Below are 22701 nucleotides of genomic sequence, written 5' to 3'. Positions count from 1 at the left end.
CTGTGGAATATTGGTCACAAATATAGCATCAAAAAAACGGTGGTCAATGACTTATTACAAACTTATGTTGCAAATAATACACATAAGGATAATATTTACCACATTGGTGATATCACATGTAACGGAGTAGAGCCCATGGACCTCAAGCAAAGCCTCGGCAACCAGCAAGCACTGGCTCCATACAAGCAGGCCATTGCACGCTATGTGCGTGCCTCGATGGCGTTGAAGGGTATGCGCTATGGGGATCTGGCCCAGGCCCTGGCCGATAGGGGGATTTCAATGACCACGGAAAACCTGCGCAGCAAAGTAAGCAAATGCATGTTTTCGGCAGATCTGCTGGCGGCCATCATCGATGCTTTATCAGTTGAAGATAGCGCCATGCCTGAAATCCTCAAACAGGCAAGGGAATTGCAAGATCGAGGACTCTATACCGAGCAGGAGAAAAGCTAACACTTCCCCTTCTCGCATACCAGCACACTGGATCACATCGTTTTCGCTAGCCTGGAATCTGGGCCAAGTGGAGTGAGAGTGGAACTACCCAAGCCCGAGGAGTCACTTTTTGGTTTACAAGGATAGTGATTCTGCATTTATCAAAGGGGCTAATTACGGGCTCTATTTGAGGTGCTGCTTAATCGCTTTCTCTCATATAACCAGAACAGCATCAATAATGGTGAAGCTTATACACCGGCTCACCATTACCACACTTGCCGACAACCTCTGGTTCAGCCAGCTTTGCCCCAGCCGGAATTACTTTATTGGTGGGCCACCAAACAAAGCAGGCGTAGCGGAAGTTGACTGCCCAGTTACAGTAAAGCCTCCCCTTATCTTCCTCATAAAACCGTGCCTGGCAAAAACTTAAGGTTGGGCTCCGTACACCCTGCTGCTGATGAGCATCTGCAACAACAATATCTACAGCCACCACGCTGGATACACAGAGACAGGGAATCAACAACCACAATTTCATAGCCGCACTCATTGAGACTTAATACAGGGCCTCCTCAAAGCCTAGCAGTCCCGGCGTAACTTTCATTCCATCACTAGGTTAATCCCAAAAAATGATCCACAGACTGAGGATCCTCTGAATAATTTCGTAATATCAGGCGAGACTTGCAGGCCGCAACGCGCAGTATGGCTTGCAAAACTGGCCCAGCAGGGATTTTCAGAGGCATCATGAAATCATTCGGAGACTCCCTGACCTGCCTCTAACATTCCCCTCGAAGTATCCCGATAATACGTTCGATACAGTCCCCTTTATTCGCATCCCAGTTCAGGTAAGGCAACGGCAAAACCCGGATACCCGCCCGATGTAATATCTTGTAGATTTGAATGGTAAAGTGCCGCTGGTATTCACCCGGGTAACCAATAAGGTCCACTCCTAAAACCAGCCCCTCGTATTCACACACCACATCAACCCGCTGGCCTGCGATAGGAAAGTCGACCCAGTGCGTAATTCCAGCCTCCTCCATCGCCACACTAACCTCCCTGGCGAACTCACAGGAAAACTCCCCTTTCGACATTTTATTGTGACTAGCATGTGTAAAAGAAACGTATTGACGCAGTAAGTGGTCTGACGGAAGCAACCCGGGGTTAATGGAGAGTGCCACTAACTGCCTCTCCTTGGCCCGGGTGATTGCCACATTAAATACATCAGGCCGATTGAGATAAGTCGCGGCCCGCAAGGATTGGTCATCAATTGCCATTGAGAGGAGCATCACATCTCGCTCGTCCCCCTGGAAACCATAGGGTGTGGCAACTCGAACCGAAAAGTTAAGTAATTTCGTCGCGGGAAATGCTCTGGATATTTCTCTAGCCAGATAATCTACCTGTTCACGATAGGGGGACAAAATACCGATGGTTGGCTTTAACGGTGCATCGCTATATTGATCAAAGTGGCTGCGCAACTGAGATATGACCCAGTCTTTTTCCTCCCTGTTCCTGCCACTCTTTGCCCGTCGCCCTTCCAGCCGATGAAAAGTCAGGGCGAGCGCTTGGGTATTCCCCGGGCGCGCCTGCATAACCTTCAGCCTCCCGCTATAAAAGGCATGATTACTGAAGGCAATCAGCTCTGGCTGGCTCCGATAGTGTTCATCGAGCAGGGTCACAGTATCCTGGCTTACCAGCGAATCTGATACTAAGTCGAGCAGGGATTGGTCACGGTAATTGAAAGATACGGGCAATTCCTTGCACTGAACCACCTTCTCCCACAAGCATTGCTGCTGTTTTATTGGGAGAAAAGAGACATGCCTCAGCTGTTTACCATCGCCTACCACAACCGCACGCTTTGCCCTATAGAGTGCGGGCAGTGCGCTTGCGATATCACATTGAGTGGATTCATCAAAGATAACCAGGTCAAACATGCCACAACTCAGTGGCAGTATTTCATTGAGCTCATCCAAACTTGCAAGCCAGATAGGATAGGCTTGCAGAACCAGGTTCATATCTGTCTGAGCAAAACGTTCCGCTTGAGTTTTAGAAGTCCGCGCCCTCAGCGCCTGGTGAAAGCTGGCCAGACTGCCCCTTTCTTTTCTTAAAAGCAGGGCGAGTTTTTCCTGTCGGTAAGCGTTGATATAGCTGGCTGCCTGGCGTTCATACTGGTAGCGCAGCTGACCAATAACGTCCTGGAAACCCCACAACACTCCCATCCTCAGGCGCCGCCGGATAAAAGGCACACCCAAACGAGATAATCTGGCCCCCAAGCCTGCAGGCCCCCAAAACTGGGCCGTGCGAAGCGCTCGCGCAAAGCGCCGCTCAGCCCGATGTAGTAATTTCCGCGTGGTCTTTAAGTCGCGCCTTAAGTCAGCCGCACTCATCTTGGGAGGCTCGACCCCTTCCTTCAGTAAAGTATCCAGACGGGCCTTCAAACTGCGAACAAAACCCTGCTCCCCTGCATGTACATAGCCCTGGGTGAGCCCATATGTCTCACGCAACTTATTTCTCACTACATTGATGGCTTCAGGGGTCTTGGAAACCACCAGAACTGAGTCTCCATGCAAAATGTGGTCTATTGCCATTGCGGCAATGGTAAAGCTCTTACCTGTTCCCGGTGGTCCAGAAATAAGACTGAGCGGCGAGTGAGCAGCATTGTTCAAGGCCCGCTCCTGAGCTCCACTTAAGAGCCCAGGTAACATTTCAGGCTCGCTTGCACCTTCAATAAAATGCTCTGGCTTCCCACCAAGAACTGAATCCAAAGGCACATTGAGGTTTCGTATTTTTGTCAGTTGGCCAAGTTCATACAAGACTCCACGAGCCCCTCTGGGTCTGTCCGCCAGGATTACGGCAGCGGCACTGACCACAGTCAATTGAGGCGCTTCAGCTTTTTCCTTTACAAGTACCCCCGACTGAAGACTCGGCCAGCGGCCCAACTCCTCCAGGTCTTCCAGCAAACTGTACTCTTGTAACCAGCGAGCCATGTCTGCCACTTGAGAGGAGTCCAAAGGAAAATGGGGCAGCGGGAATATATCCGTTACTGAAGAGTCGATATCAGGCTTTAGAATCTGCCTGAGTAAAGGAAGATTAATACGAAGATCCGTATTATTTATCTCGGCAAAGTGGTCATCTTCGCGATAAATTCTGGCAGGTAGGTACAATAGCGGCGCACATAGATTGCGTCGGCTGGTCAGGCCAGCTTGGCCCGTGAGCTGGCCACAAATAAAAAAACAGGCATAAATGAGCCGCCGCTCTTTTCGGTAAGCATCCGCGAGCTCTGTCAATTTAGTTGCAGGAATATCCAACAGAGGAATTCTGGGTAGCTCACCGCTACTGAGAAAGTCTTGCTCATCGACAAACAGACGTCGATTGCCAGGCAACCGGGCAATATTGGCAAGCGACAAATCGTGGCTATCCGCCTGGTAGCAGCGCCGAAAGTACTCGATCAGTAATTGTTGCCGCCCCTGCATAACCGCCTGCTTTTGCCAGAATTTAGCAAAATGCTACCTTAAATTACTGGGCTGTGACAGGCGGCTAGTCGTTTATGACTTAGCTGTCACCCGCCAGCGCACTAAGATATCTGGACTCTGCCGCACTTAAGCGCAAATCATATTTCTCCACAATGGAAATAAATCGTTGAACATAGATTTTCCCGACCGGTGCATAGGGTGGCATCCACTCATCAGGCCCTTTATGTCCCTTACTCTGGTTGCGCCCATCGTCCACTAACCACAAATTTTCAATATCTTCTGCGAACTTTCTTTTCCGCTCACGGCTCCACCCAGCCCCACCGTGATCATGCGCCCATTTCAATGGCACTATGTGCTCTACATCAAGATCTGATGCTTTGTTGTAAAAATTGCCAGTGTAGGGGTCCAACCATAATCCCGTGTCCACCTTACAGCTATTGCTACGGGTAAAAGTGACCGGGGACAGGGAATACCGAATTAACAACTCATGGCGAGTATCCTGGCAATCACTATCAAAATCAGACCAACGGGGTAGCCATTCCGCGCGCTTATAAGGCGCGGCCATCGCAGTGATACTAAATAGAATAAAAAAGAAAACTATCAATTGTTTTGAAATTGATCGAACACTCATACAACTACTACCAATCAAATCCGGCTGCTAGCCTACTGCAAAACCGCACTCTTGGATATCGCCTGCGTCAAGTTTTAGCCCGTGAGATTCATGCAAAACTTGATTTTTTGAGCTGAGGCCAGAGGGAATTGACCAGCTCTTCGCTAAAAAATAACTAACCTCCTGTTTTTTGGTTAGTTATTTTAGAGTTATTGTCAATTCTGGTGTTCAACGAGCCTGATCAAGTTGCGCTCTGATTGGCTATTGACGCCTTCTCTCCATCTTTGAATTTCACTCCGCTGACGACCTTGGCGAGGTAGTTAAAGCCACGGAGTTTTCTCCATTCTCTTTCTGCGCATATTCCCAACTTGAACAACATATACAGTATACCTTCTCGCGATAAGCGGCCTTTGGAGCACTTCGTCCTATATCGTATCGTTCCGAACATCTACTCAATCGGGTTCGTTGTCCGGATGCTCTGCCAGTGCTTTGCCAGGAAGTCGTAGAAGTTCATCAGCTCTTCGTGGTTCTTTAACAGGCACTTGGCAACTTTCGGGTATTTGGCTCCATACGTCTTGATGAAGGTGCCAAATGATTTCTCCGTATTGGCCCTTGTCTCAGCCTGCCAGCTGTCGTGTAGGAATTACTCGACTTGGGCAGTTTGTTCAGTATATTGGCCGTCTTATGTACCTAGCATCGCTGTTGGCGTATCTTTGGAAGGGGCTCTTCCAGCCTTGGCACCATCGCCAATCGCCAATCGCCAATCGCCAGCTCTGGGGCGTTCATGCCGCGTCTTTCAGCTTTCCCAATACACCTTTCCAGCTAAGCGTTGATTCACATACTCCATCCTCAATGCCAGAAAGTGTTTTTCTCCACACTCATTCACACCAATGACAACCAGCGCACAGAGCTTGCTTTATTCCGAGCGCAAGCCGCTGTATATGCCGTCTACCCAGATATACACCCAGCGATATTTAACTAATTGTTTGCTTCGCCAAGCATCATATTCACTTTTCCCCTGTCCTTTCAGGCGAGCCACGGTGCTGACCGATAGGCCCTTCGCTTCCGGACCAACCAATATCGACAGGGCTTCCTCCATCTCACACGCTGAAACACCCTTCAGGTATAGCCACAGCAGAGCCTCCTCCAGCGAGCGGGCTTTGCGTACGTAAGGCGGCACCAAAGCAGAACGGAAGTTTACCGGCTCGCCGTCCTTACTTCGGACTTTCGGTACCTTGATCTTCACCGGGCTCGACCCCGGTCTGTATATCGTATTCCGGCAAGTAACCATTACGGACTACAGCCGCACAGCCGTCGTCCAGGCAGCGATCTTGAAAGTCATCCATGAAGGTCGACAGCTCTGCCCCTATGCAACAGCTCTTGTGCCCACCGGTGTAGCAGTTATGTCAGTGGGTCAGCATTCTTATCCATAGAGACGTACTCTTGGTTGGTTGACTGTTTGGCGACAACAAATCAACAGATGCGCTGCTTTTTTTCAAACCCTCAAACACCAGAATTGGTTATAACTCTTAACTTAGTAATATCATATGATGTAGCTTATGAATGCCCTCAATGCTCTATCATTTGGCCAAGTAATCCAAACCCGTGCCACATTTGCATATCATGATTCCTTCAATAAGGATATAGAAATTGATATATTAAAATAACGCTATGTACCGCCTCCTATCAATTCATATTCTAATTAATGTATATACATTTTCTTACATAATGATTAAGCCTCCTTGGTTTCAAGCAATAAACCAAATACCGGAAGATCGCTGTAAATAACCTCAACCAAGAATACAGGGTAATACCTGTAGGTATCTAAAATATCGCTTTCATCCAATATAAAAAAATCTGGCCGCAGCTTGAGAATTTACTACATTGTTGGGGGGCTCTAGCTGCGGCCAGAAACTATGCGTTATCTTTCTCTAAGTCCAAAATCAACGAAAGTTTAGTCCGGATATAAAGGAGATAACAAATTACGAAAAAATTTATTATTTAGATTTTTTACAAATTGCATCCCAAGTAGTCCAAAAAGTTGAATTAGCAGCTCCTGGAGTCGTCGTCTCGTTTGCTACTATACCCACCATGGATGCACAATTCCGATTACAACCAATAGTATTGGAAGAGCCGTTTGAGGGTGGTACGGGAATCTCAATCGGAGGGTTGGTTGAGTAGTTAATTTCGTAAACTGACACTTTAAATTCACCAGACAAGGGTGGATCAGCAGCTTGGACCCAAGCAGTCGGGTTATCACTTGTTATTTTCCCAGTCCAATCACCTTTCGAAAAAGTAACAGACCAACCTTTAACAACCTTATTTGTACTATTTTCAGGAGAAATATAAACCCAAAACTTTGCCCCGTCCCCCAAAGTAATTTGATCGGCAGCGTTAGGGGTACCTTTAACAAGCTTTCCTGAAGCCATACTCTATTCCTCTACAATGCGATGACAAATAATCATCACCAAAAGTACTGTTGATAAGGCAACAACAATGATGAATTAACAGAATATATGAAAAAACTGAAATTACCAGAAAAAGGAAACATAGATAAAATATCTGCTACCTGTGATCAAATCAGGCTCAAGATTTAGAGCGGACCATTTCAGCCATATAAAAGCATCACCAAAAAATGCAACAAACATAATAAAAATTTGCATATGCAAGAATAGATGATAAAAATTAATACAACACTGCCACAAGAAAGACACTACCATAATTACACCTGAACTTATTAAAAATAATATTCTTCAATGGAAGGGGAAGACGAACAATAGCCTGGACTCATGTGCGGATAATGCTAACCGTAAATTAACTGCCCCCCCAAATGAACTCCTTAATAGCACATCACCATCTCAAATATATTTTTATTCGTTTTGAGTTTATACAAATTGAATCTTGAATTATTTAATATTTAATCGGGCTTTCAGGATAAAAGTCCACCTTATTGCTCAGTATATCTATAACTAAAATCGCATTATGATTATGGCTTGTAGAATTAGAAAGATTTCTTGATAGACAAATTATTTAAGCTTCCCACATTTTTTGCCTGCCCCCTAACTACAACTTAAAATAACCATCAAGTCCCGGGTTTTTATAACTTTTCTTCACTATCTTTTATTAATTTAGTAAGCCACTTACCTTGACCAATCCTGACCGAACAATACTTTAGCTACCCGTGAGCTCCATTCTGACTGTAAAGCTATACTAAAAATTGCGCCCCCTAAAACCAAACCATGAACCTTAACACTACTCGAGTTATTTTTGCACACCATAAAATTGGATATACAATAGAAAAATAATCAAAAAAGTTGTTAATACAAATACAGCGAACTATTTTAGGGTAATCTACGCATTCAACAAAGACTCCAAAAGCTAACAGGTAACATTCAGAAAAAGTAATTGATCTCAAAAATTACCAACCTATTCCAGAGAATAATAAAACATAAGCTTGCCACCCACCCTTATAATAAGTAGGTTTTTATCTACATAGTGCTCACAGTTGTTCTCTATATATTTCTTTTGAACATGGACTATAATGTCATCATCGCCCCCAAATACATCAATAATTTTCATATCAGTCCATTGTGTACAATTCATATTGACCTTATCTTTCCCTGGATAAGTCTCAGGGCACCAAGTATCCTGAATATAGGTACTACAGCCCAATAATTCTGCAGTATGCCTACTTCTTATTAATGTCTCAGCATCAAGCGGATATGCACCTCCAATAACATAATCCTTACAGCAATCCACAAATAACTGCCCGCTACCACAAGGACAAAAATTTATTCCCATAATCATCTATCCTGCCAACTTTAATAAAGAGATTTAACTCTTGCCAAAGAGATACCCAAGAACCAAACTTATAATAGGTCCTGTCGTATGCCAAATATCCAAAGCATCAACGCCATGGATGTCAAAAATAGTTCCGTAAATGCTTACACCCAGCAAAAAAACAAGCACCATACCAGATATATTTGACGGAGCATGCAACTTATCTCCAAAAATAAACCCAAGAAGACCCGAATTTAACTTTATCTCCTCTCGCTCTAAACTTACAGAATCATTACTTTCTTTTCTGGGTGAATTCGCCATCAGAAATCACGCCTGACATTGAAGAATATATGAGACATATAAAATTAATCTAAATAATAAAATTCAATAAATTGTATTAGAGCCAGGATGCTTCATTCACCTTAAAAAAACAAAGCTTTTATCTTTTCAAATTGAAAATCTGCATAAAAATTAAGGCAGCCTTACATGTAGCACCTAGCTTCAAGTAATAAGTCAAAATAATATTTAGTCATAATAGGTAACCAGCCAAGCAAAACTACAACTATGCTACGGCATGCCTAGCGGCTAGTACTTAGCTAAATGACACCCTGATTACAAAGTAATAACACTATCATTATTTCTATCTGGCAACGTATTTCCTGTATTCGTGTCATAAGCTCCAGTATCTTCACCTGGGTTTCCGTGGGAAGCTATATTAAAAGTGTTTCCTGAAGAGTCTGTAACCTGTAAAACAAATACATATGCAGAGGCTGAAACAGCAACATTCGGATAGATCCCTGAAACCTCCATTGAAAGGTTTACATGACCCTCGACTTCTTGACTTGTCTGAATCTCCTTAAACATTGTGTTCAATTCCTCTTTATAAACACTAGCATTTGCACCAACTCCAAGCCATCCCCAAAATGCTGATACACCTGCAGAGATACTTTGTGTAGTCTTAATTTCTTGATAAGATCTGGATGTTTCCAAACTCATTATTTTAAAGCTAAAACTACCATCTAATTTAGCCCACGCTCCAGCGCCAGACACGGTAATACCAACACCTGACAGTGTACCTCTTTTCTGTGATATTTGGTAAGACTCAATATCTGCTTCGACCTGAGCCGGCGCCAATTGGATAACATTTTCAACTGAAGTCAAATAGAAGGAAGACATAATATAATTCCCTGCGAATTTATTTAAGGTAAAATAAAATACAATACAAAGTTAATTTGAACAAATAGAAAAACAAGCCCAGAAATAATATCGATATTTTATATCATTGAGATCTAGCAATTCCTGAGAATAATTCAGTTCTAGCTTTTGAGATTGGTCAACGCCTAGCTCAAAGAAAAATCTATACAATAGATGTATATAAAAAATCATTATGGAAATCAATAACAGTTAACAATTACATTAAATAACAAACATAGGCACAATCCGTGCAGATTATGAGCCCAACATATAATTCACCTTGTTAATCATGTAAAAATATTCCAAGAATCACATATAAGTCCATATAAGGGCACCTCTATTAATTACCTATTTTATAACCGCAAACATTGAGTCATGGGGGCTGCAGGACGAAAAATTTTAAGAAAAGGTAATTTTTAGAGATGCCCATAAAATTTATTAAAGAGCTTGGGTATAAAGGAGATGTAAAATAGCATCTCCTTTATAGTACTCAGAATCACCCACAGTCTGCGTAATTAAAGGCAATTGCACAACCTTTCGAAATTATAACTCCTAGCCCCACAATACAATAAAACTCAAAAGCAAGTGTCTCAATATTTCCTCCCACTGGTATTTTGTCATGCCACCAATACCACTCCGTCGGATTATTCTTATAGAAGGTAAGTCCACCTAACACTATTTCAGCAGCTTCAAAGACAGCGTCAGTAATATTCATATAAAGAGACTGCTGACAAAGAGACCTTAATGTGGGTTGATATTGTGAGGTACTCCCATACATCGTTGACGGATCACCATACATCGTTGACGGATCACCATACATCGTTGACGGATCACCACTTACTAGCTTGGATAGTTTTGGCATCATGATTAAGGAAACAGCATTATGAGTACCTTTTTTTAACTGATCATCGCCAATCATCGATAAAGAAAGGGGTATCTCGTTGAGAATTTTTTTCAAGTAACCAACATGTTTATTGGTTAGTTTTTGCAGTTTGCTACTACTTATTAAATTTTTATAAGTGGTATTCGAAAATAAATTTTCCAAGTTTCCAGAATGGTATTGCTCTCCCACCTCTTTAAGAAGACCCATCTTTTCCTTATTCGAAAGATCACCAACCGGAAATATATCACTGAAAAGCTCTTTGTCGCCTGATGCTGCTAAATCAGAAAATTCATTAATTAAATTGTTAAAACTACTAGATGCCAATAATTTCTCAGTAACATAATTGCTATCGTACATATTATTCACCTTAATTTTATTTAAGCCCGCCGAATGCTTCATATATGCATATTGATAGATCTAATCCATCCTGAGCAATACCAAATGCAAGATCTATTACAACTATAAATGTGCCTATTATCAGCTCTCGCTTGGCTTGAATCGACATCTCTCTACTTATGTCTGTTGCAGGAAGAAATTCATAGTATATTGTAAACAACTCAAACATTAGACCGAAAAATTTCTCATATGAACTGTCGTAATATTTCTGTTCACAAGAGGTTTTATCCACTCTGTTTTTCCCAAGCGTTGGAGAATAGTCACCAAAAGATGCCATACTGGTAGAAAGCCTATCTTGATAGCCAACTTTTTCTAACGCTTTTAAAATAGCATTTCTTTTTACCTCTGTTGGAGTTGTAAGGTAATCTTCAGGTAAACTTTGGCTAAATTTTCCTCTTTGTTGTTGAAGTCCTGTAACCAATTTTAATAATCTATTTATATTCAGTGGGCTTTCTTTGCCGCTAAAGCCTTCACCAAGAGGGTCACTGAGTACAGAAAGATCTCCACTAGAGATTCCAGAGCGTAAACTACTGACTCTCCGCCTACTACTCCTTAACTCGGAAATGGATGACTTATTCACATGAGGTTTCAAGTATTCTACAATTTCAACAATAAATTCCATTATTTCATCGATTGAGGATTGAAAAGCAGTGTGATGAAATAATGATTCAGCAAGTTTAGTTTCTAAATTTGACATCTTTTAGCCCTCACCGTTTGGGTTACTGTGCATCCAGCAACAATTGTTATAACCATGCATTAAACTACCGATACCAAAACCAAAACTTATGAGCGTCCAGGCACCGGCCATCACCAAAGGTGTCAACTCAGGGTTCGTAGTGCCATGTGTTTTGTAAGCTTCAAAAGCAATAAAGAAAAGTTCCAGTATAATGCTTAAGCATAGTTCTGCACATTCTGAATCAAATATCTCATTACAGATCTTATATTCACACCTCCAGGTTGCTTTTCCTACTTCATTTAAGAACTTTTGAAGATGTTCAGAGTTGCTTATTAACGATTTTATTGCTTGTCGAACTTCATCCTTTGACATACCCAAAGAACTAATCGGAAGGTAGTCTGATAAACCTTTTATATTTGGAAGTATTTTTGCGGATAACAGATTAACATTCTCAAAGCTAGGAAAACCAACTTTGGCTAGCTTCTCAAAATCAATCTCTCCGGTTTTAAGGAATTTATCATGTGCTGCAGCATACTCATCAGGTTGATCCCCAGAAAAATTACGCCAACTTTTATCATTTTCATTAAAAGCATGTGAAAGAACATCCTCTACGAGAATTTTAACTATCCCGTGAAAATGATCACTTTTTTTGAATAGCTTAGAAAGTTCTTCAATATTCATATTAGTCAATTCTCCAAAGAAATTTTCATAATCTTGTATCACAGAAAATAGATTTCATAATTTTTATAAAATCATGCTAAGTAACAATTTTAGTAATTATTGGGTTTTGAATGTTAAGAACAGCCGCATTTGTCCAGTCTTGACCTCTTGTAATTGGAGTATAGGACAAAGAGGTATCGGGTCCCTTTTCTGTTTGTGTAAAGGTTGAGATGGGATTTCCATAAAAAGGCTGTGGAGTAAACTTAGTTACTTTCCAGAAAGCTGGATACGTTTTAGCTTCAGAGGCATTAACAGAATCATATATATAGCCAAGGACGGTTAATCCTTGTTGTACACGCTCACCTGTTGAAGCATCATATGCCCATTCAATAGCGGCTAAATAGGGAATAACATTATTCACCTCTTTGTCTGTATTTAGTATGTAATATGCAGAATGTCCTTTAGGAGTTAGCGCTTTATCTCCTAGGGTATTCATGGTCATTGGGAAGGAATAGTAGTAATTTTTAGGGTCGTCGGTATTCCATTCATCACTTAATTCAACGTAGGGGACCTCGGATGTGTCGTCGTAATACCAAACAAGTGAGATAGTCACTCCTTTATTATCACTTGTATTCCCATACTCTTGATGATTAAAAGTGAGGTATCCCGTTGCAGAAGACATCATTCCATTAGAAATTAAGTCAACTTGCTCACTATTCCTCCCAAATGGTACAATATAGGGCTGATTCGGATTTGCCTTCTCCATATTTGCAAAATTCATAGTGAATCTCTTTCCTGGAGTCGCTGGATAATGGTCATCCGAAAATACATTCGTAAAATCTATCTCAATGTTTTCATTCCAATAATTTTCTGAACCGTCACCACCTACATAATTTAATACAATATCATTGGAATCTGATTGTGATGGATCATACTCCCAGGGTATACTCGGTAGATTCTGCTGATTACCATTTGTCCCGTTATTTTCAATATTACCGCCTGTACCACTTGTTATTACCTTCATCATCATATTCTTGGCACCACTAACATTGAGAGCAGAAGGTCCTCCACGTGTACTAAGCCACTGCGGTAATCCTATAGTTAGTGTCGTTGGGTTATCTGAAGATTTAGAGAATTCCTTTGTAATTGTACTGCCGAGCTTTGTTGGATTTACAGTAAGACTAATTGGTTGTCCTGTATCTGAAATCAGAAAACTCGTTGGCTCCACTGTGAGATTACTTTGTTCAAGTGCAGAGTCATTAACCCGCATTATTCCACCTGCATATGATCCCCCAGTGGGCCACAACCTAAAGAACTGAGTCCAATCCCATTTGGGGCCATAATCTTCAAGAAGTGATATCCAATGCCATATATTTGTACCAATCGGAAATGAAAGTCTTATGCCATTTATTATTTTTAATATAATGTTAACAAAAATATGATCTCCTACAGCATTACCTTTTTTAGACCTTTCAATTAAGTATTCCTTCTCATCATTCGGCAACTGAATCAATGTCCATCCCATTATTTCAAATCGAACATATACACCTCCCAGTCTGTAATACTGAAAATTTTTGCCGGTTGTTGGGCTAACGTAATTCGGTAAAGGCCATTTCAGAAAATATGCTTCAAATCCGTGAAAGTGATCTGTATTTACAGGCGTTGACCACCAAACCGAACATGAAAGAAAATCGAAGTCCCCCCCTAGTGCTGAGCTGCCTGGTTGGACATCCCAAGTTCTATTTTTTAGTGCATTCTCTTGTACAGCATTTGCATCTTGATGATACAATTCTGCACCTACATAATGATTTATCTTTCTTCCTGTCCATTTATCTACAAATGGAACATAGTATTGAGCATCGACACCTACCCCTATCCCTGCTATCCGATTATTAAGCTCGCTATTCCAACTATCTTCTATGCCTCTCATATCACCCATAATGTCACTTATGAGAAGTTGTATATTTTCTTGACTACCTACTCGTCCATCTGCATGCCACTTAAGAAATTGCTTGCGTAACGAAAATATATCGTCCTTTCTAGATCTATAGACATCTGCCATTCTTCGCATTGTAGATTGGATTACGCCTTCATTTAACGCTATAAACTCCTTAATTACTATTCTTGCTAAATCTTGATCCCTTTGAGACATGTCTACTTGTGGTTTATAATCTGTCTCAGGGTGATTATTCCTGATAGAATTTTTCAAGAACCGTATTTCGTCTTCATTCGGATCCGACCACCAACCTTTCTCGCCTGGGTCACTAAAATCCCTGGGGAAATCCTTATCAAGATCCATATCTGACCTCCAACTTAGTTAATAAAATGTACAAGTATCCAATCTCTAATTGTTAGTCAGGATTGAATCACAGAATAAATCTAGATTACTTAACTTTATTTCGTGTAATTATTTGTATAAATAAATTTATTTTTGTTTTCATTTGTAACAAAAAAATTTTACATTTAAAAAATGCAATAAGAATGGATAACAACGTTTATAAATTGATTTTGGCACCTACAATAAGACACTCATAATAATAGCTATACGTGACATGATTCCCTAATACAATCATCATAAGGAAGATGAGGTATTGTCAATTCTGTTGTTCAGCAAGCCTGATCTAGTTGCGCTCTGATTGGCTGTTGACGCCTTCTCTCCATCTTTGAATTTCACTCCGCTGACGACCTTGGCGAGGTAGTTAAAGCCACGGAGTTTTCTCCATTCTCTTTCTGCGCATATTCCCAACTTGAACAACATATACAGCATACCTTCTCGCGATAAGCGGCCTTTGGAGCACTTCGTCCTATGTCGTATCGTTCCGAACATCTACTCAATCGGGTTCGTTGTCCGGATGCTCTGCCAGTGCTTTGCCAGGAAGTCCTGGAAGTCCATCAGCTCTTCGTGGTTCTTTAACAGGCACTTGGCAACTTTCGGGTATTTGGCTCCATACGTCTTGATGAAGGTGTCAAATGATTTCTCCGTATTGGCACTTGTCTCAGCCTGCCAGCTGTCGTGTAGGAATTACTCGACTTGGGCAGTTTGTTCAGTATATTGGCCGTCTTATGTACCTAGCATCGCTGTTGGCGTATCTTTGGAAGGGGCTCTTCCAGCCTTGGCACCATCGCCAATCGCCAATCGCCAGCTCTGGGGCGTTCATGCCGCGTCTTTCAGCTTTCCCAATACACCTTTCCAGCTAAGCGTTGATTCACATACTCCATCCTCAATGCCAGAAAGTGTTTTTCTCCACACTCATTCACACCAATGACAACCAGCGCACAGAGCTTGCTTTATTCCGAGCGCAAGCCGCTGTATATGCCGTCTACCCAGATATACACCCAGCGATATTTATCTAATTGTTTGCTTCGCCAAGCATAATATTCACTTTTCCCCTGTCCTTTCATACGAGCCACGGTGCTGACCGATAGGCCCTTCGCTTCCGGACCAACCAATATCGACAGGGCTTCCTCCATCTCACACGCTGAAACACCCTTCAGGTATAGCCACAGCAGAGCCCCCTCCAGCGAGCGGGCTTTGCGTACGTAAGGCGGCACCAAAGCAGAACGGAAGTTTACCGGCTCGCCGTCCTTACTTCGGACTTTCGGTACCTTGATCTTCACCGGGCTCGACCCCGGTCTGTATATAGTATTCCGGCAAGTAACCATTACGGACTACAGCCGCACGGCCGTCGTCCAGGCAGCGATCTTGAAAGTCATCCATGAAGGTCGACAGCTCTGCCCCTATGTAACAGCTCTTGTGCCCACCGACGTAGCAGTTATGTCAGTGGGTCAGCATTCTTATCCATAGAGTCGTACTCTTGGTTGGTTGACTGTTTGGCGACAACAAATCAACCAGATGCGCTGCTTTTTTTTAAACCCTCAAACACCAGAATTGGTTATAAATCAGGAAAATATGTTAATTTGAATTTATTTTTAAAAATACAATAAGATTAAAATCATTTCTGACAACAAATTATGTTCTCTTTGAAATATGTGACCTTTGCCTCAAGATATTCATAAAATTATATTAAGTATATCTTTCGAAAAAGTTTTATTCATAGGCTTTCTATTGATTGCTAGGGCATTTATCTATATTTTATAAGTTGCATAATTTGCCCTATCGTAATCTATTTTTAATTATCTAGAGAAGTATTTTTATTAACGTTTTCAAATTAGGAGAAGTGTATTAAGTTATAAATCATATAAAGTTGGAGACTATTCTCTATTTTCACAAGCTTATATTTCCCAAAAAAACTCTAAGCTTTATATTGAAAGTGAAATATTAAAAGCGCTTAAAGTACTAACACATGCTTAAAAATCAACATATCACCTCGGGCAAAATGCCATTATCAAATATGCCTTTGACACTCAATAACATTGCAATTTTATCTAATGGTTACCGATAAATGTTATTTTCTTACAATGTTAAACTATGTTAGTTATAATTAATTTTTAAGGATAGATAAAAGTTCACCCTGCGTAGGTATTTTTGGTGTAATTTTCTCAGCGGCTGGTAGGCGGTCATAAGCGCTTTTAAGCTTTGTATCATAGTGGTTGGATGCATATGCGGGGCCATTATATCTACGTGCAAATTCTGCCCATGCAAGGTTTCTTAGATATACTTGCAGATGATCTGCAGCAATAAATCTAGCCATAGCATATAGCTGTGAACCCGTCGAATACATCATGGCATTTACAAAATCATTAACTGTGTCAAAACCACATATTTTATAGTTTAGCCCTAGTACTTGCCCAATTCCCCACGAACATGATGAAAGAGCAGCTGTCTCATTAATTTCTATAGCTTGCTCTAGATATATGTAACGCTGTTTTTGTGTTGTTGGGTAAGGTTTGGTACCCCATTTGGGGTAGGCCAAGCCTTCTCTAGATGCCCTTTGTCTTTCAGAAGGTACTGTTAACTCGCTATAAAAAATATGTGGTTCAAAAAGTATTATTGGGCGATTATCTGACCCAAATCCCTCCCCTATTGTCTCTACGATTATGATTGCATGTAGTGCAGCAATCTGACACCCAAGATACCCAGATATAATTTCAATATCGTTAGCCGTCAAAGGTAAAGCTTTCCCTGTAAAATCCATATAACCTCCAATCGTTTAGGCTTCTTATGAAATTAATTCTAGAATATCTTTTATTCATCCTTATACTTATGGATTTTCTTGCCAGACAAAATTGATTTATACACTATCGGACACCATCAACATATACCCCTTATTCCTTATAGTTTTTACACAAGTTGAGTTTATAGGGTTATCTCCAATTCTTGATCGAATTCTAGATATGCTAATATCTACTGATCTACTCACCCCAGTGTAATCTGTCCCTTTAATAATTTTATATATTTTTTCCCTGGACACAATCTGTCCAGGGTGTTTTGCCAGAACTAAAAATACATCATATTCAAATGATGAGAGCTGTATTTCATTTTTATTAATTAATATTTTTCTAGAGCTTTGATATACTTCCAGCCTGCCTATGTCTAATTTAACGCTGACTTTATCATTTTTTATCTTTCTTGCACTCTCATCTACCTGCTTCAAATGGGCAAAGATTTTAAGAATAAAAATTCTTGGGTCTATTTTTTCATCTATACAATCAACTATGCCCAGCTCATATGCAACTATTTGATATATTTCTTCAAAATGATTACCGATCACTAACACCGGCACCGAAAATGCGTCTCTTATTTTCCCAAAATTTTCGATAAGATTAGATAGTGTATCTTTAATTATCAATATAATATCAGGGCAAAAATTATGATTTTTTTTAAAAAAAGAATCTATATCACACTCCACCTTCAGGTTAAATTTGTTTGACAAAAGGGAATCCCCAAATGGATATTTTGAAAGTTTCACCGAACTAAAAATTAATACCTTTATTGCCTCGTCTTCACTACCCATCTAATCACCAGAATTTAATATTGATTATCTAATTAAGAATAATTTTTGCGGATTAACCAATCAATCATTTTTAATTTTTAGAAATTTAATCTTGGTTGACTCCATCATATCTATCAGAACTTTTACCAAAAGAAAAAACAAATGACTTGAGAAACCACCAAGCATTGCAGATGCAGGCCTTCCAGCTTCATGGAAGGTGTCGCTATCTATCGAAATAGCATGAACGAATAGAGTGCATGATAACAAACCAAAAACCATACCAAAGAGATATTTAATCCAATATGATGAAGCATATATTGGATCGAAAGTTCCCTTTTCAAGATGATAGCTGATAATTAATGCACAAGCTAAAGATGCGCCTAGGGATGCTGCAGACATTAAAAATATAAGTATTTTCAGTAAAGAAAATCCAGAAAGCTCCAGAAAAATATATTTTGCTCGTGTTTCCATATTTATTTCCGGGGAGACTCCAAACAATATAAAAGTCAGCAATGAAAATATTACTACCGTCAGCATATTTCTATATATACGCACACTACGAAACATATTGACTTTTTGTGGGTTTTTAGTTGTCTCCTTCATTAGGATTGCGGCTCTTGGTGTGCATGGCTTTATTGTTTGAACCAATAAACTATGAATTTCTACCAGTTTGGTGATGTATACAAAACCCACATTTTTACTTTTACCAGCGCTTTTTACCCTCTTGTGCTCAACTTCTATATTGATTAAATTTTCAAAGATAGCACTTGAAATATAATACCCTGAAGATAAGCTGAAATATAACATGGCATTACATTCATATAACAATTTGTTAAATGTATCCGGGTAAATGCTATCTATTTCATTGTCTTTTGTACCCACAACATACTCACATATTTACTGGCATTTCTATCCAGAGTACTCTCCAATATTTTTTATATTTATAATGACTTTGAAAGTTATATAGATTCCATGCGATTGAATAAATCATATTTTGACCCTGACAAATGATTAAGATCCATTTACCCTGCCACATTGAACAATATATTCTGATGGTGGCATTCCATACTGCTTTCTGAAGCTTCTACTGAAATGTGCAGAGCTTTTAAAACCCACTGTATGCGATATCCACGAAACATTCACGCCCCCCTTCTTAAACAAACAGGCTGCCTCCGTTATCCTCAACCAATAAATAAGAGACTGTGGGGAAATACCAATATGTTTTTTTATCTTTCTGAATAATTGAGATCTACTGCAAAATGCTAGCTTCGAAAGCTGATCTACAGAAAGATTTTGATCAGGCAAGTTTTCCATAATAGTCGAATAAATTCTTTCAAAAGAAGCATCTTTTATCCTAGCCTTTTCTATTCTGTCTAAAATGATTTTATTGTCTACATTCGTAGGTGATTCATTAACAAGCCACTCATATCTTTGCTGAGTAGCTCTTGACTCTAAATGAAGTTGGCTAAATGTATAATTACTGCCACCCGCCTCACCGCAGACAACTAGCTTGCTCAATAGAGGGCATAGTTTCTTTGCATTTATTATTATTTCGTTTATTTCAAGACAATCACAGCAAGCTTCCTGCGTGTAAATATTTTTATAAGCTTTTACTCGATTGAACAGCAAAGAGAGTGGAGACTCAGGGTCATTTAGCTCCTTTGCTATCTCATGAATATAAGAAGCTTGTACAGCTTCGATTTTACTCTCCGCATGAAAAGAGACAGCGTTATCTTGAAAATCACTCTCATTTTCTTTTAATTCTTTAGATCTCATAATTTTCCGCTTTTCTATCCATTTGGCAAACACAGCCACTTACACCATCTTGATCTACGTTCTGCTTTAAGGTTAGACATAAAGAGGGGATCTAGTTGACCACAAGTGGCTCTTAATTGTCTCCCTGTTTCGACTTTTTTGAATGCACTGTAATAAAACTATAACATGGAATGGATTTACTTCTAATTGCGGATTTATTGATATCGTTCACAGCTTTTACTTTCAGGAAGCAATAAAATCACATATCCTAGAGAGTTTTATTTTTAATTTAACTGCTAATAACCATAAGTAAGACTCACACCTAAAGCCGGATAAATTTTCGCGCACTCTCTAGCCAGCAGCCCTATTTCCTTAAGAAGCAACTCTTATCTATATAACCTTTAATGTAACCGGTTCCATACATTTATTAAAATTCGTACACACCTAACAATAAATTAGCAGCTTCGACTTTTGTTAGATTTACAAGCTCAACACTCTAAATTATATTTTTTTACACTAAATACAGGTGAGAATGTTTTCATATATATGCAACTTTACGTTAATCGTGCTCATCACTTGCTCTCAAGTTGCAATTTTATGAGGATACTAAAAATTTTAAGAGTTAATGCTTAAACTAAAACATCAACATTATGCCTGAATAGGTACACCCCCTTAACTTCCAAATCGAATGATGATGTCGAAGTTATTATGAAGCTATGCACTTTTTTGATTTTTTTCGCTACTAACTGTAAGTTGCACATCCAACCAATGTGAGCGATTCCATAAAACAATTTTACAAGAGTTCTACCAACTATCATTACGTCGCAAGATCTACGGGGCTGTAGAGGAGCTTCAAAAGGATCTAGTGGAGTGGCTCGTATATTACAATAATGATCGGACCCATCAGGGTAAGAAGTGTTGCAGCCGCACTCCAATGGCAACACTTTAAGATGCAAAAGGCACCATAACTCGTAAACTGAATTTGACCTGACAGAACACCTTCTGAAAAACCGGTGACTGTCAGATCAAGCCTGAACTACCACAGCATGTAACTTTATTGTCAATCTACACTTGTAAGATCACTTACTTTTGCTTTCAAGAACCTTCATCAAATATATCTGAGATTCGAGGGTAGGAATTAAAAAATCTGTTTTCCCTTTGTCTCGACACATCACGTCTGGAAATCGTTATTAACCCGGCGGACTAATAGTTCCTGAATGCCACACAATTAACTAGGTAGTATGTGGAGTAAGATACCATCCTACACCGAATAATAAGTCCGCCGGGTTAATAGTACCCATAAGCGTTTAGAGTTAAATGCGGTTCATGTGCGTGGGTTTATAGTAAGGATTAAGTAGTTTCATATCTTCTCCTAACGTAGCACGTTTTGTTTTACAAACAGGATTAGAAGATTGCGCTATTTTGGCACCAGAATATGAATTATAATATTTCGCATAATGGCTTCTATATATCGACGGACTATAGGCAGTGGATGTCCAAACTGAATCATTGTTAGGCTCAAAAATCACATTATCAATAAAGTTGTAACACAAATTTGAGCAATGGTCCAAATAGTAAAGGTCTGCATCATAGGTTCCGCCTCCACCATAATAAGATCTGATCGTACTGAATACACGCTGAACACCCCACTCAAGGGAAGAAGTTAGACCTTGTTTTGACAAATAGGAACCAGAAAAACATATGAATCCAACTCTTTTAATAGGAAACTCAGCAACAAGCCTGTTTATAAACCCAAATTCATTGCCACGAATATCTTCGTCGAGATGCGCCACTCCCACTTTTGAATTATCTCCTACAATCAAAATTCCAAGACAAGGGCCCATTCCGTTCGTGAAAATAGTTTGTATGCCCTCTGGCATATCCATAGGACTTATGACCCCGAATTCCGCCTGTGGAACAAAAACACCTTGCGAGCGGGGGATCTTTTTTTTATATTTCTTTAAAAGTGACATATCTCGGGTACGGCCGCCCAGCGACGATTCTTGCAATATTTTGACCATGTTTTCACTCTCTAATCATTGGTGTATAGTTTAAATTTTAAAAAAGTCTTCACGGTAACTCTAACTTTTTTGAGAAAGAGTGACCAGTCTCCTATGGGTAACAGCAAGCAGAGACACTTTCAGGCTTCCCATTGCCCACCTAGACTTGCGAGAAATTAAGCTCCTCCGTAGCCTATTCCCTGTATGTTCATAAGCCTCCCTCTCTAACATTTGGTAGATAAAAAAATAGTATTTCATTATTACACTTTCCCTATGCTATTAACTTCACAACTTCAATTTCGTGATTTTTCATTCTAGAATTATTTAGATCAAATGTATCAATCTATAGCCTATAACAGGCAAGATTCCATAAAGACCAAATCTTCGTATTCGGTTCGTCCTTCAAGCTGTAAGCGCGATGAACTCTCTCGTTCCGCTGATCCTGAAATGGGAATTTTGTAGTTGGGATGCCAGTAGAAGTGACTCATATACAGTCCCTGCCATTCGACACTTTATACATTTACCAGAATCTGTTTATTATTGTTGTTCTCATATATGAAAGGAACGTGCTCACTGGTGGTGTTAACAATCCAAACAACGGCGTCCTCTGAGCGGCTGTCCACGTCTTCCAAGCGGCCATCATTCCAAGAGTCACTATTGCCACTGTTACTCCCTTCACTGCTTGTTTCAATTTCCATTTCCGTTTCCCTTTCCGAGGAGGAGCTTCCAGCACCTCCACAGCTTTGCAATACACCAGTGAGTAATCCTAGGCTGAGGGCATAGAACAGCAGGCTAGTCTCTATCGCGATTCAAGGTTGCTTTGATTTTCATAATCCATCGAGTCATTCAAGGGCAAGTGCTTCGACACTATAGGAGAAAAATGGAAGAAATATGGACAGCCATGCTAATCGTATCAACCACCCGAATCACCGTGTCTTTGTTGTGCTTATCAAAAAT

21 protein-coding genes and 2 pseudogenes are annotated in these 22701 nt (G+C 40.2%); 2 read left to right on the top strand and 21 right to left on the bottom strand.

All coding sequences use genetic code 11. The annotated features are described in order from the left end of the window. The first annotated feature begins 135 nt into the window (after window positions 1-135). Window positions 136-450, top strand: coding sequence for a DUF6471 domain-containing protein (locus GL2_RS14760; RefSeq protein ID WP_143731364.1), 315 nt, complete (start codon window positions 136-138; stop codon window positions 448-450). Between the two features lie 211 nt (window positions 451-661). Here GL2_RS14760 and GL2_RS14755 read toward each other — a convergent pair whose 3' ends face one another. The 19 genes and pseudogenes from GL2_RS14755 to GL2_RS14675 form a co-directional block, all read right to left on the bottom strand. Then, on the bottom strand, window positions 662-964 hold the full coding sequence (locus GL2_RS14755; RefSeq protein WP_143731363.1) for a hypothetical protein: 303 nt from the start codon (window positions 962-964) through the stop codon (window positions 662-664). Window positions 965-1202: 238 nt separating this feature from the next. Continuing rightward, a complete protein-coding gene (locus tag GL2_RS14750; protein ID WP_143731362.1) occupies window positions 1203-3896 on the bottom strand; it encodes a DEAD/DEAH box helicase in 2694 nt (897 codons plus the stop codon). Between the two features lie 79 nt (window positions 3897-3975). Beyond that, on the bottom strand, window positions 3976-4527 hold the full coding sequence (locus GL2_RS14745) for an HNH endonuclease family protein (RefSeq protein WP_143731361.1): 552 nt from the start codon (window positions 4525-4527) through the stop codon (window positions 3976-3978). Between the two features lie 427 nt (window positions 4528-4954). Continuing rightward, window positions 4955-5086: a transposase gene (locus GL2_RS22400; RefSeq protein WP_370452155.1), complete on the bottom strand. Its 132-nt coding sequence runs from the start codon at window positions 5084-5086 to the stop codon at window positions 4955-4957. 336 nt (window positions 5087-5422) lie between these two features. Continuing rightward, window positions 5423-5752 carry a transposase gene (locus tag GL2_RS22395; protein WP_197736463.1) on the bottom strand — a complete coding sequence of 110 codons (330 nt, stop codon included), beginning with the start codon at window positions 5750-5752 and terminating at the stop codon, window positions 5423-5425. Continuing rightward, complete coding sequence (locus GL2_RS22390; protein ID WP_370452059.1) at window positions 5721-5852, bottom strand: hypothetical protein; 132 nt, start codon at window positions 5850-5852, stop codon at window positions 5721-5723. The genes GL2_RS22395 and GL2_RS22390 overlap by 32 nt, the downstream gene beginning before the upstream one ends. A gap of 651 nt (window positions 5853-6503) precedes the next feature. Beyond that, window positions 6504-6935, bottom strand: a complete 432-nt coding sequence (locus tag GL2_RS14735; RefSeq protein ID WP_143731360.1) for a hypothetical protein — start codon at window positions 6933-6935, stop codon at window positions 6504-6506. 997 nt (window positions 6936-7932) lie between these two features. After that, complete coding sequence (locus GL2_RS14730) at window positions 7933-8307, bottom strand: YchJ family metal-binding protein (RefSeq protein WP_143731359.1); 375 nt, start codon at window positions 8305-8307, stop codon at window positions 7933-7935. Between the two features lie 33 nt (window positions 8308-8340). Beyond that, window positions 8341-8607, bottom strand: coding sequence for a hypothetical protein (locus GL2_RS14725; RefSeq protein ID WP_143731358.1), 267 nt, complete (start codon window positions 8605-8607; stop codon window positions 8341-8343). A 291-nt stretch (window positions 8608-8898) separates the two neighbouring features. After that, window positions 8899-9462, bottom strand: coding sequence for a hypothetical protein (locus tag GL2_RS14720; protein WP_143731357.1), 564 nt, complete (start codon window positions 9460-9462; stop codon window positions 8899-8901). Window positions 9463-9976: 514 nt separating this feature from the next. Then, the gene (locus GL2_RS14715) at window positions 9977-10720 is read right to left on the bottom strand and encodes a hypothetical protein (RefSeq protein WP_143731356.1); all 744 of its coding nucleotides are present in this window, start codon (window positions 10718-10720) and stop codon (window positions 9977-9979) included. Between the two features lie 16 nt (window positions 10721-10736). After that, the gene (locus GL2_RS14710; protein WP_143731355.1) at window positions 10737-11456 is read right to left on the bottom strand and encodes a hypothetical protein; all 720 of its coding nucleotides are present in this window, start codon (window positions 11454-11456) and stop codon (window positions 10737-10739) included. Between the two features lie 3 nt (window positions 11457-11459). Continuing rightward, on the bottom strand, window positions 11460-12116 hold the full coding sequence (locus tag GL2_RS14705) for a hypothetical protein (protein ID WP_143731354.1): 657 nt from the start codon (window positions 12114-12116) through the stop codon (window positions 11460-11462). Between the two features lie 76 nt (window positions 12117-12192). Continuing rightward, on the bottom strand, window positions 12193-14394 hold the full coding sequence (locus GL2_RS14700) for a hypothetical protein (protein WP_143731353.1): 2202 nt from the start codon (window positions 14392-14394) through the stop codon (window positions 12193-12195). A 273-nt stretch (window positions 14395-14667) separates the two neighbouring features. Next, window positions 14668-15837 (bottom strand): annotated as a pseudogene (locus GL2_RS21960) (IS256 family transposase); the annotation flags it as partial. Window positions 15838-16537: 700 nt separating this feature from the next. After that, window positions 16538-17191 (bottom strand): N-acetylmuramidase family protein, encoded by a 654-nt coding sequence (locus GL2_RS14690; RefSeq protein WP_143731352.1) that lies wholly within the window; start codon window positions 17189-17191, stop codon window positions 16538-16540. A 96-nt stretch (window positions 17192-17287) separates the two neighbouring features. After that, window positions 17288-18010 carry a winged helix-turn-helix domain-containing protein gene (locus GL2_RS14685; protein WP_143731351.1) on the bottom strand — a complete coding sequence of 241 codons (723 nt, stop codon included), beginning with the start codon at window positions 18008-18010 and terminating at the stop codon, window positions 17288-17290. Window positions 18011-18070: 60 nt separating this feature from the next. Further along, entirely contained in the window at window positions 18071-18871 is an 801-nt protein-coding gene (locus GL2_RS14680) for a hypothetical protein (protein ID WP_143731350.1), read from the bottom strand. Window positions 18872-19000: 129 nt separating this feature from the next. After that, window positions 19001-19804, bottom strand: coding sequence for a helix-turn-helix transcriptional regulator (locus GL2_RS14675; RefSeq protein ID WP_143731349.1), 804 nt, complete (start codon window positions 19802-19804; stop codon window positions 19001-19003). 697 nt (window positions 19805-20501) lie between these two features. On the opposite strand from GL2_RS14675, the pseudogene GL2_RS14670 reads away from it, so the two are divergent. After that, window positions 20502-20693: pseudogene (locus tag GL2_RS14670) on the top strand (integrase core domain-containing protein); the annotation flags it as partial. 364 nt (window positions 20694-21057) lie between these two features. Here the strand turns inward: GL2_RS14670 and GL2_RS14665 are convergent. Together GL2_RS14665 and GL2_RS14660 are read right to left on the bottom strand one after the other, a co-directional pair. Next, entirely contained in the window at window positions 21058-21765 is a 708-nt protein-coding gene (locus GL2_RS14665; protein ID WP_143731348.1) for a hypothetical protein, read from the bottom strand. Between the two features lie 491 nt (window positions 21766-22256). Further along, a complete protein-coding gene (locus tag GL2_RS14660; protein WP_143731347.1) occupies window positions 22257-22442 on the bottom strand; it encodes a hypothetical protein in 186 nt (61 codons plus the stop codon). Between the last annotated feature and the right edge of the window lie 259 nt (window positions 22443-22701).

Source organism: Microbulbifer sp. GL-2 (genome assembly GCF_007183175.1).
Classification (GTDB): domain Bacteria; phylum Pseudomonadota; class Gammaproteobacteria; order Pseudomonadales; family Cellvibrionaceae; genus Microbulbifer.
The sequence above is the reverse complement of the archived record's forward strand: the minus strand, read 5'-3'. Positions and strand labels throughout refer to the sequence as shown.

Excerpts from the sequence above, each read along its gene's own strand:
- GL2_RS14760 (WP_143731364.1), top strand. The coding sequence starts at position 136 with ATGGACCTCAAGCAAAGCCTCGGCAACCAGCAAGCACTGGCTCCATAC.
- GL2_RS14755 (WP_143731363.1), bottom strand. The coding sequence starts at position 964 with ATGAAATTGTGGTTGTTGATTCCCTGTCTCTGTGTATCCAGCGTGGTG.
- GL2_RS14750 (WP_143731362.1), bottom strand. The coding sequence starts at position 3,896 with ATGCAGGGGCGGCAACAATTACTGATCGAGTACTTTCGGCGCTGCTAC.
- GL2_RS14745 (WP_143731361.1), bottom strand. The coding sequence starts at position 4,527 with ATGAGTGTTCGATCAATTTCAAAACAATTGATAGTTTTCTTTTTTATT.
- GL2_RS22390 (WP_370452059.1), bottom strand. The coding sequence starts at position 5,852 with ATGGATGACTTTCAAGATCGCTGCCTGGACGACGGCTGTGCGGCTGTA.
- GL2_RS14735 (WP_143731360.1), bottom strand. The coding sequence starts at position 6,935 with ATGGCTTCAGGAAAGCTTGTTAAAGGTACCCCTAACGCTGCCGATCAA.
- GL2_RS14730 (WP_143731359.1), bottom strand. The coding sequence starts at position 8,307 with ATGGGAATAAATTTTTGTCCTTGTGGTAGCGGGCAGTTATTTGTGGAT.
- GL2_RS14725 (WP_143731358.1), bottom strand. The coding sequence starts at position 8,607 with ATGGCGAATTCACCCAGAAAAGAAAGTAATGATTCTGTAAGTTTAGAG.
- GL2_RS14720 (WP_143731357.1), bottom strand. The coding sequence starts at position 9,462 with ATGTCTTCCTTCTATTTGACTTCAGTTGAAAATGTTATCCAATTGGCG.
- GL2_RS14715 (WP_143731356.1), bottom strand. The coding sequence starts at position 10,720 with ATGTACGATAGCAATTATGTTACTGAGAAATTATTGGCATCTAGTAGT.
- GL2_RS14710 (WP_143731355.1), bottom strand. The coding sequence starts at position 11,456 with ATGTCAAATTTAGAAACTAAACTTGCTGAATCATTATTTCATCACACT.
- GL2_RS14705 (WP_143731354.1), bottom strand. The coding sequence starts at position 12,116 with ATGAATATTGAAGAACTTTCTAAGCTATTCAAAAAAAGTGATCATTTT.
- GL2_RS14700 (WP_143731353.1), bottom strand. The coding sequence starts at position 14,394 with ATGGATCTTGATAAGGATTTCCCCAGGGATTTTAGTGACCCAGGCGAG.
- GL2_RS14690 (WP_143731352.1), bottom strand. The coding sequence starts at position 17,191 with ATGGATTTTACAGGGAAAGCTTTACCTTTGACGGCTAACGATATTGAA.
- GL2_RS14685 (WP_143731351.1), bottom strand. The coding sequence starts at position 18,010 with ATGGGTAGTGAAGACGAGGCAATAAAGGTATTAATTTTTAGTTCGGTG.
- GL2_RS14665 (WP_143731348.1), bottom strand. The coding sequence starts at position 21,765 with ATGGTCAAAATATTGCAAGAATCGTCGCTGGGCGGCCGTACCCGAGAT.
- GL2_RS14660 (WP_143731347.1), bottom strand. The coding sequence starts at position 22,442 with ATGGAAATTGAAACAAGCAGTGAAGGGAGTAACAGTGGCAATAGTGAC.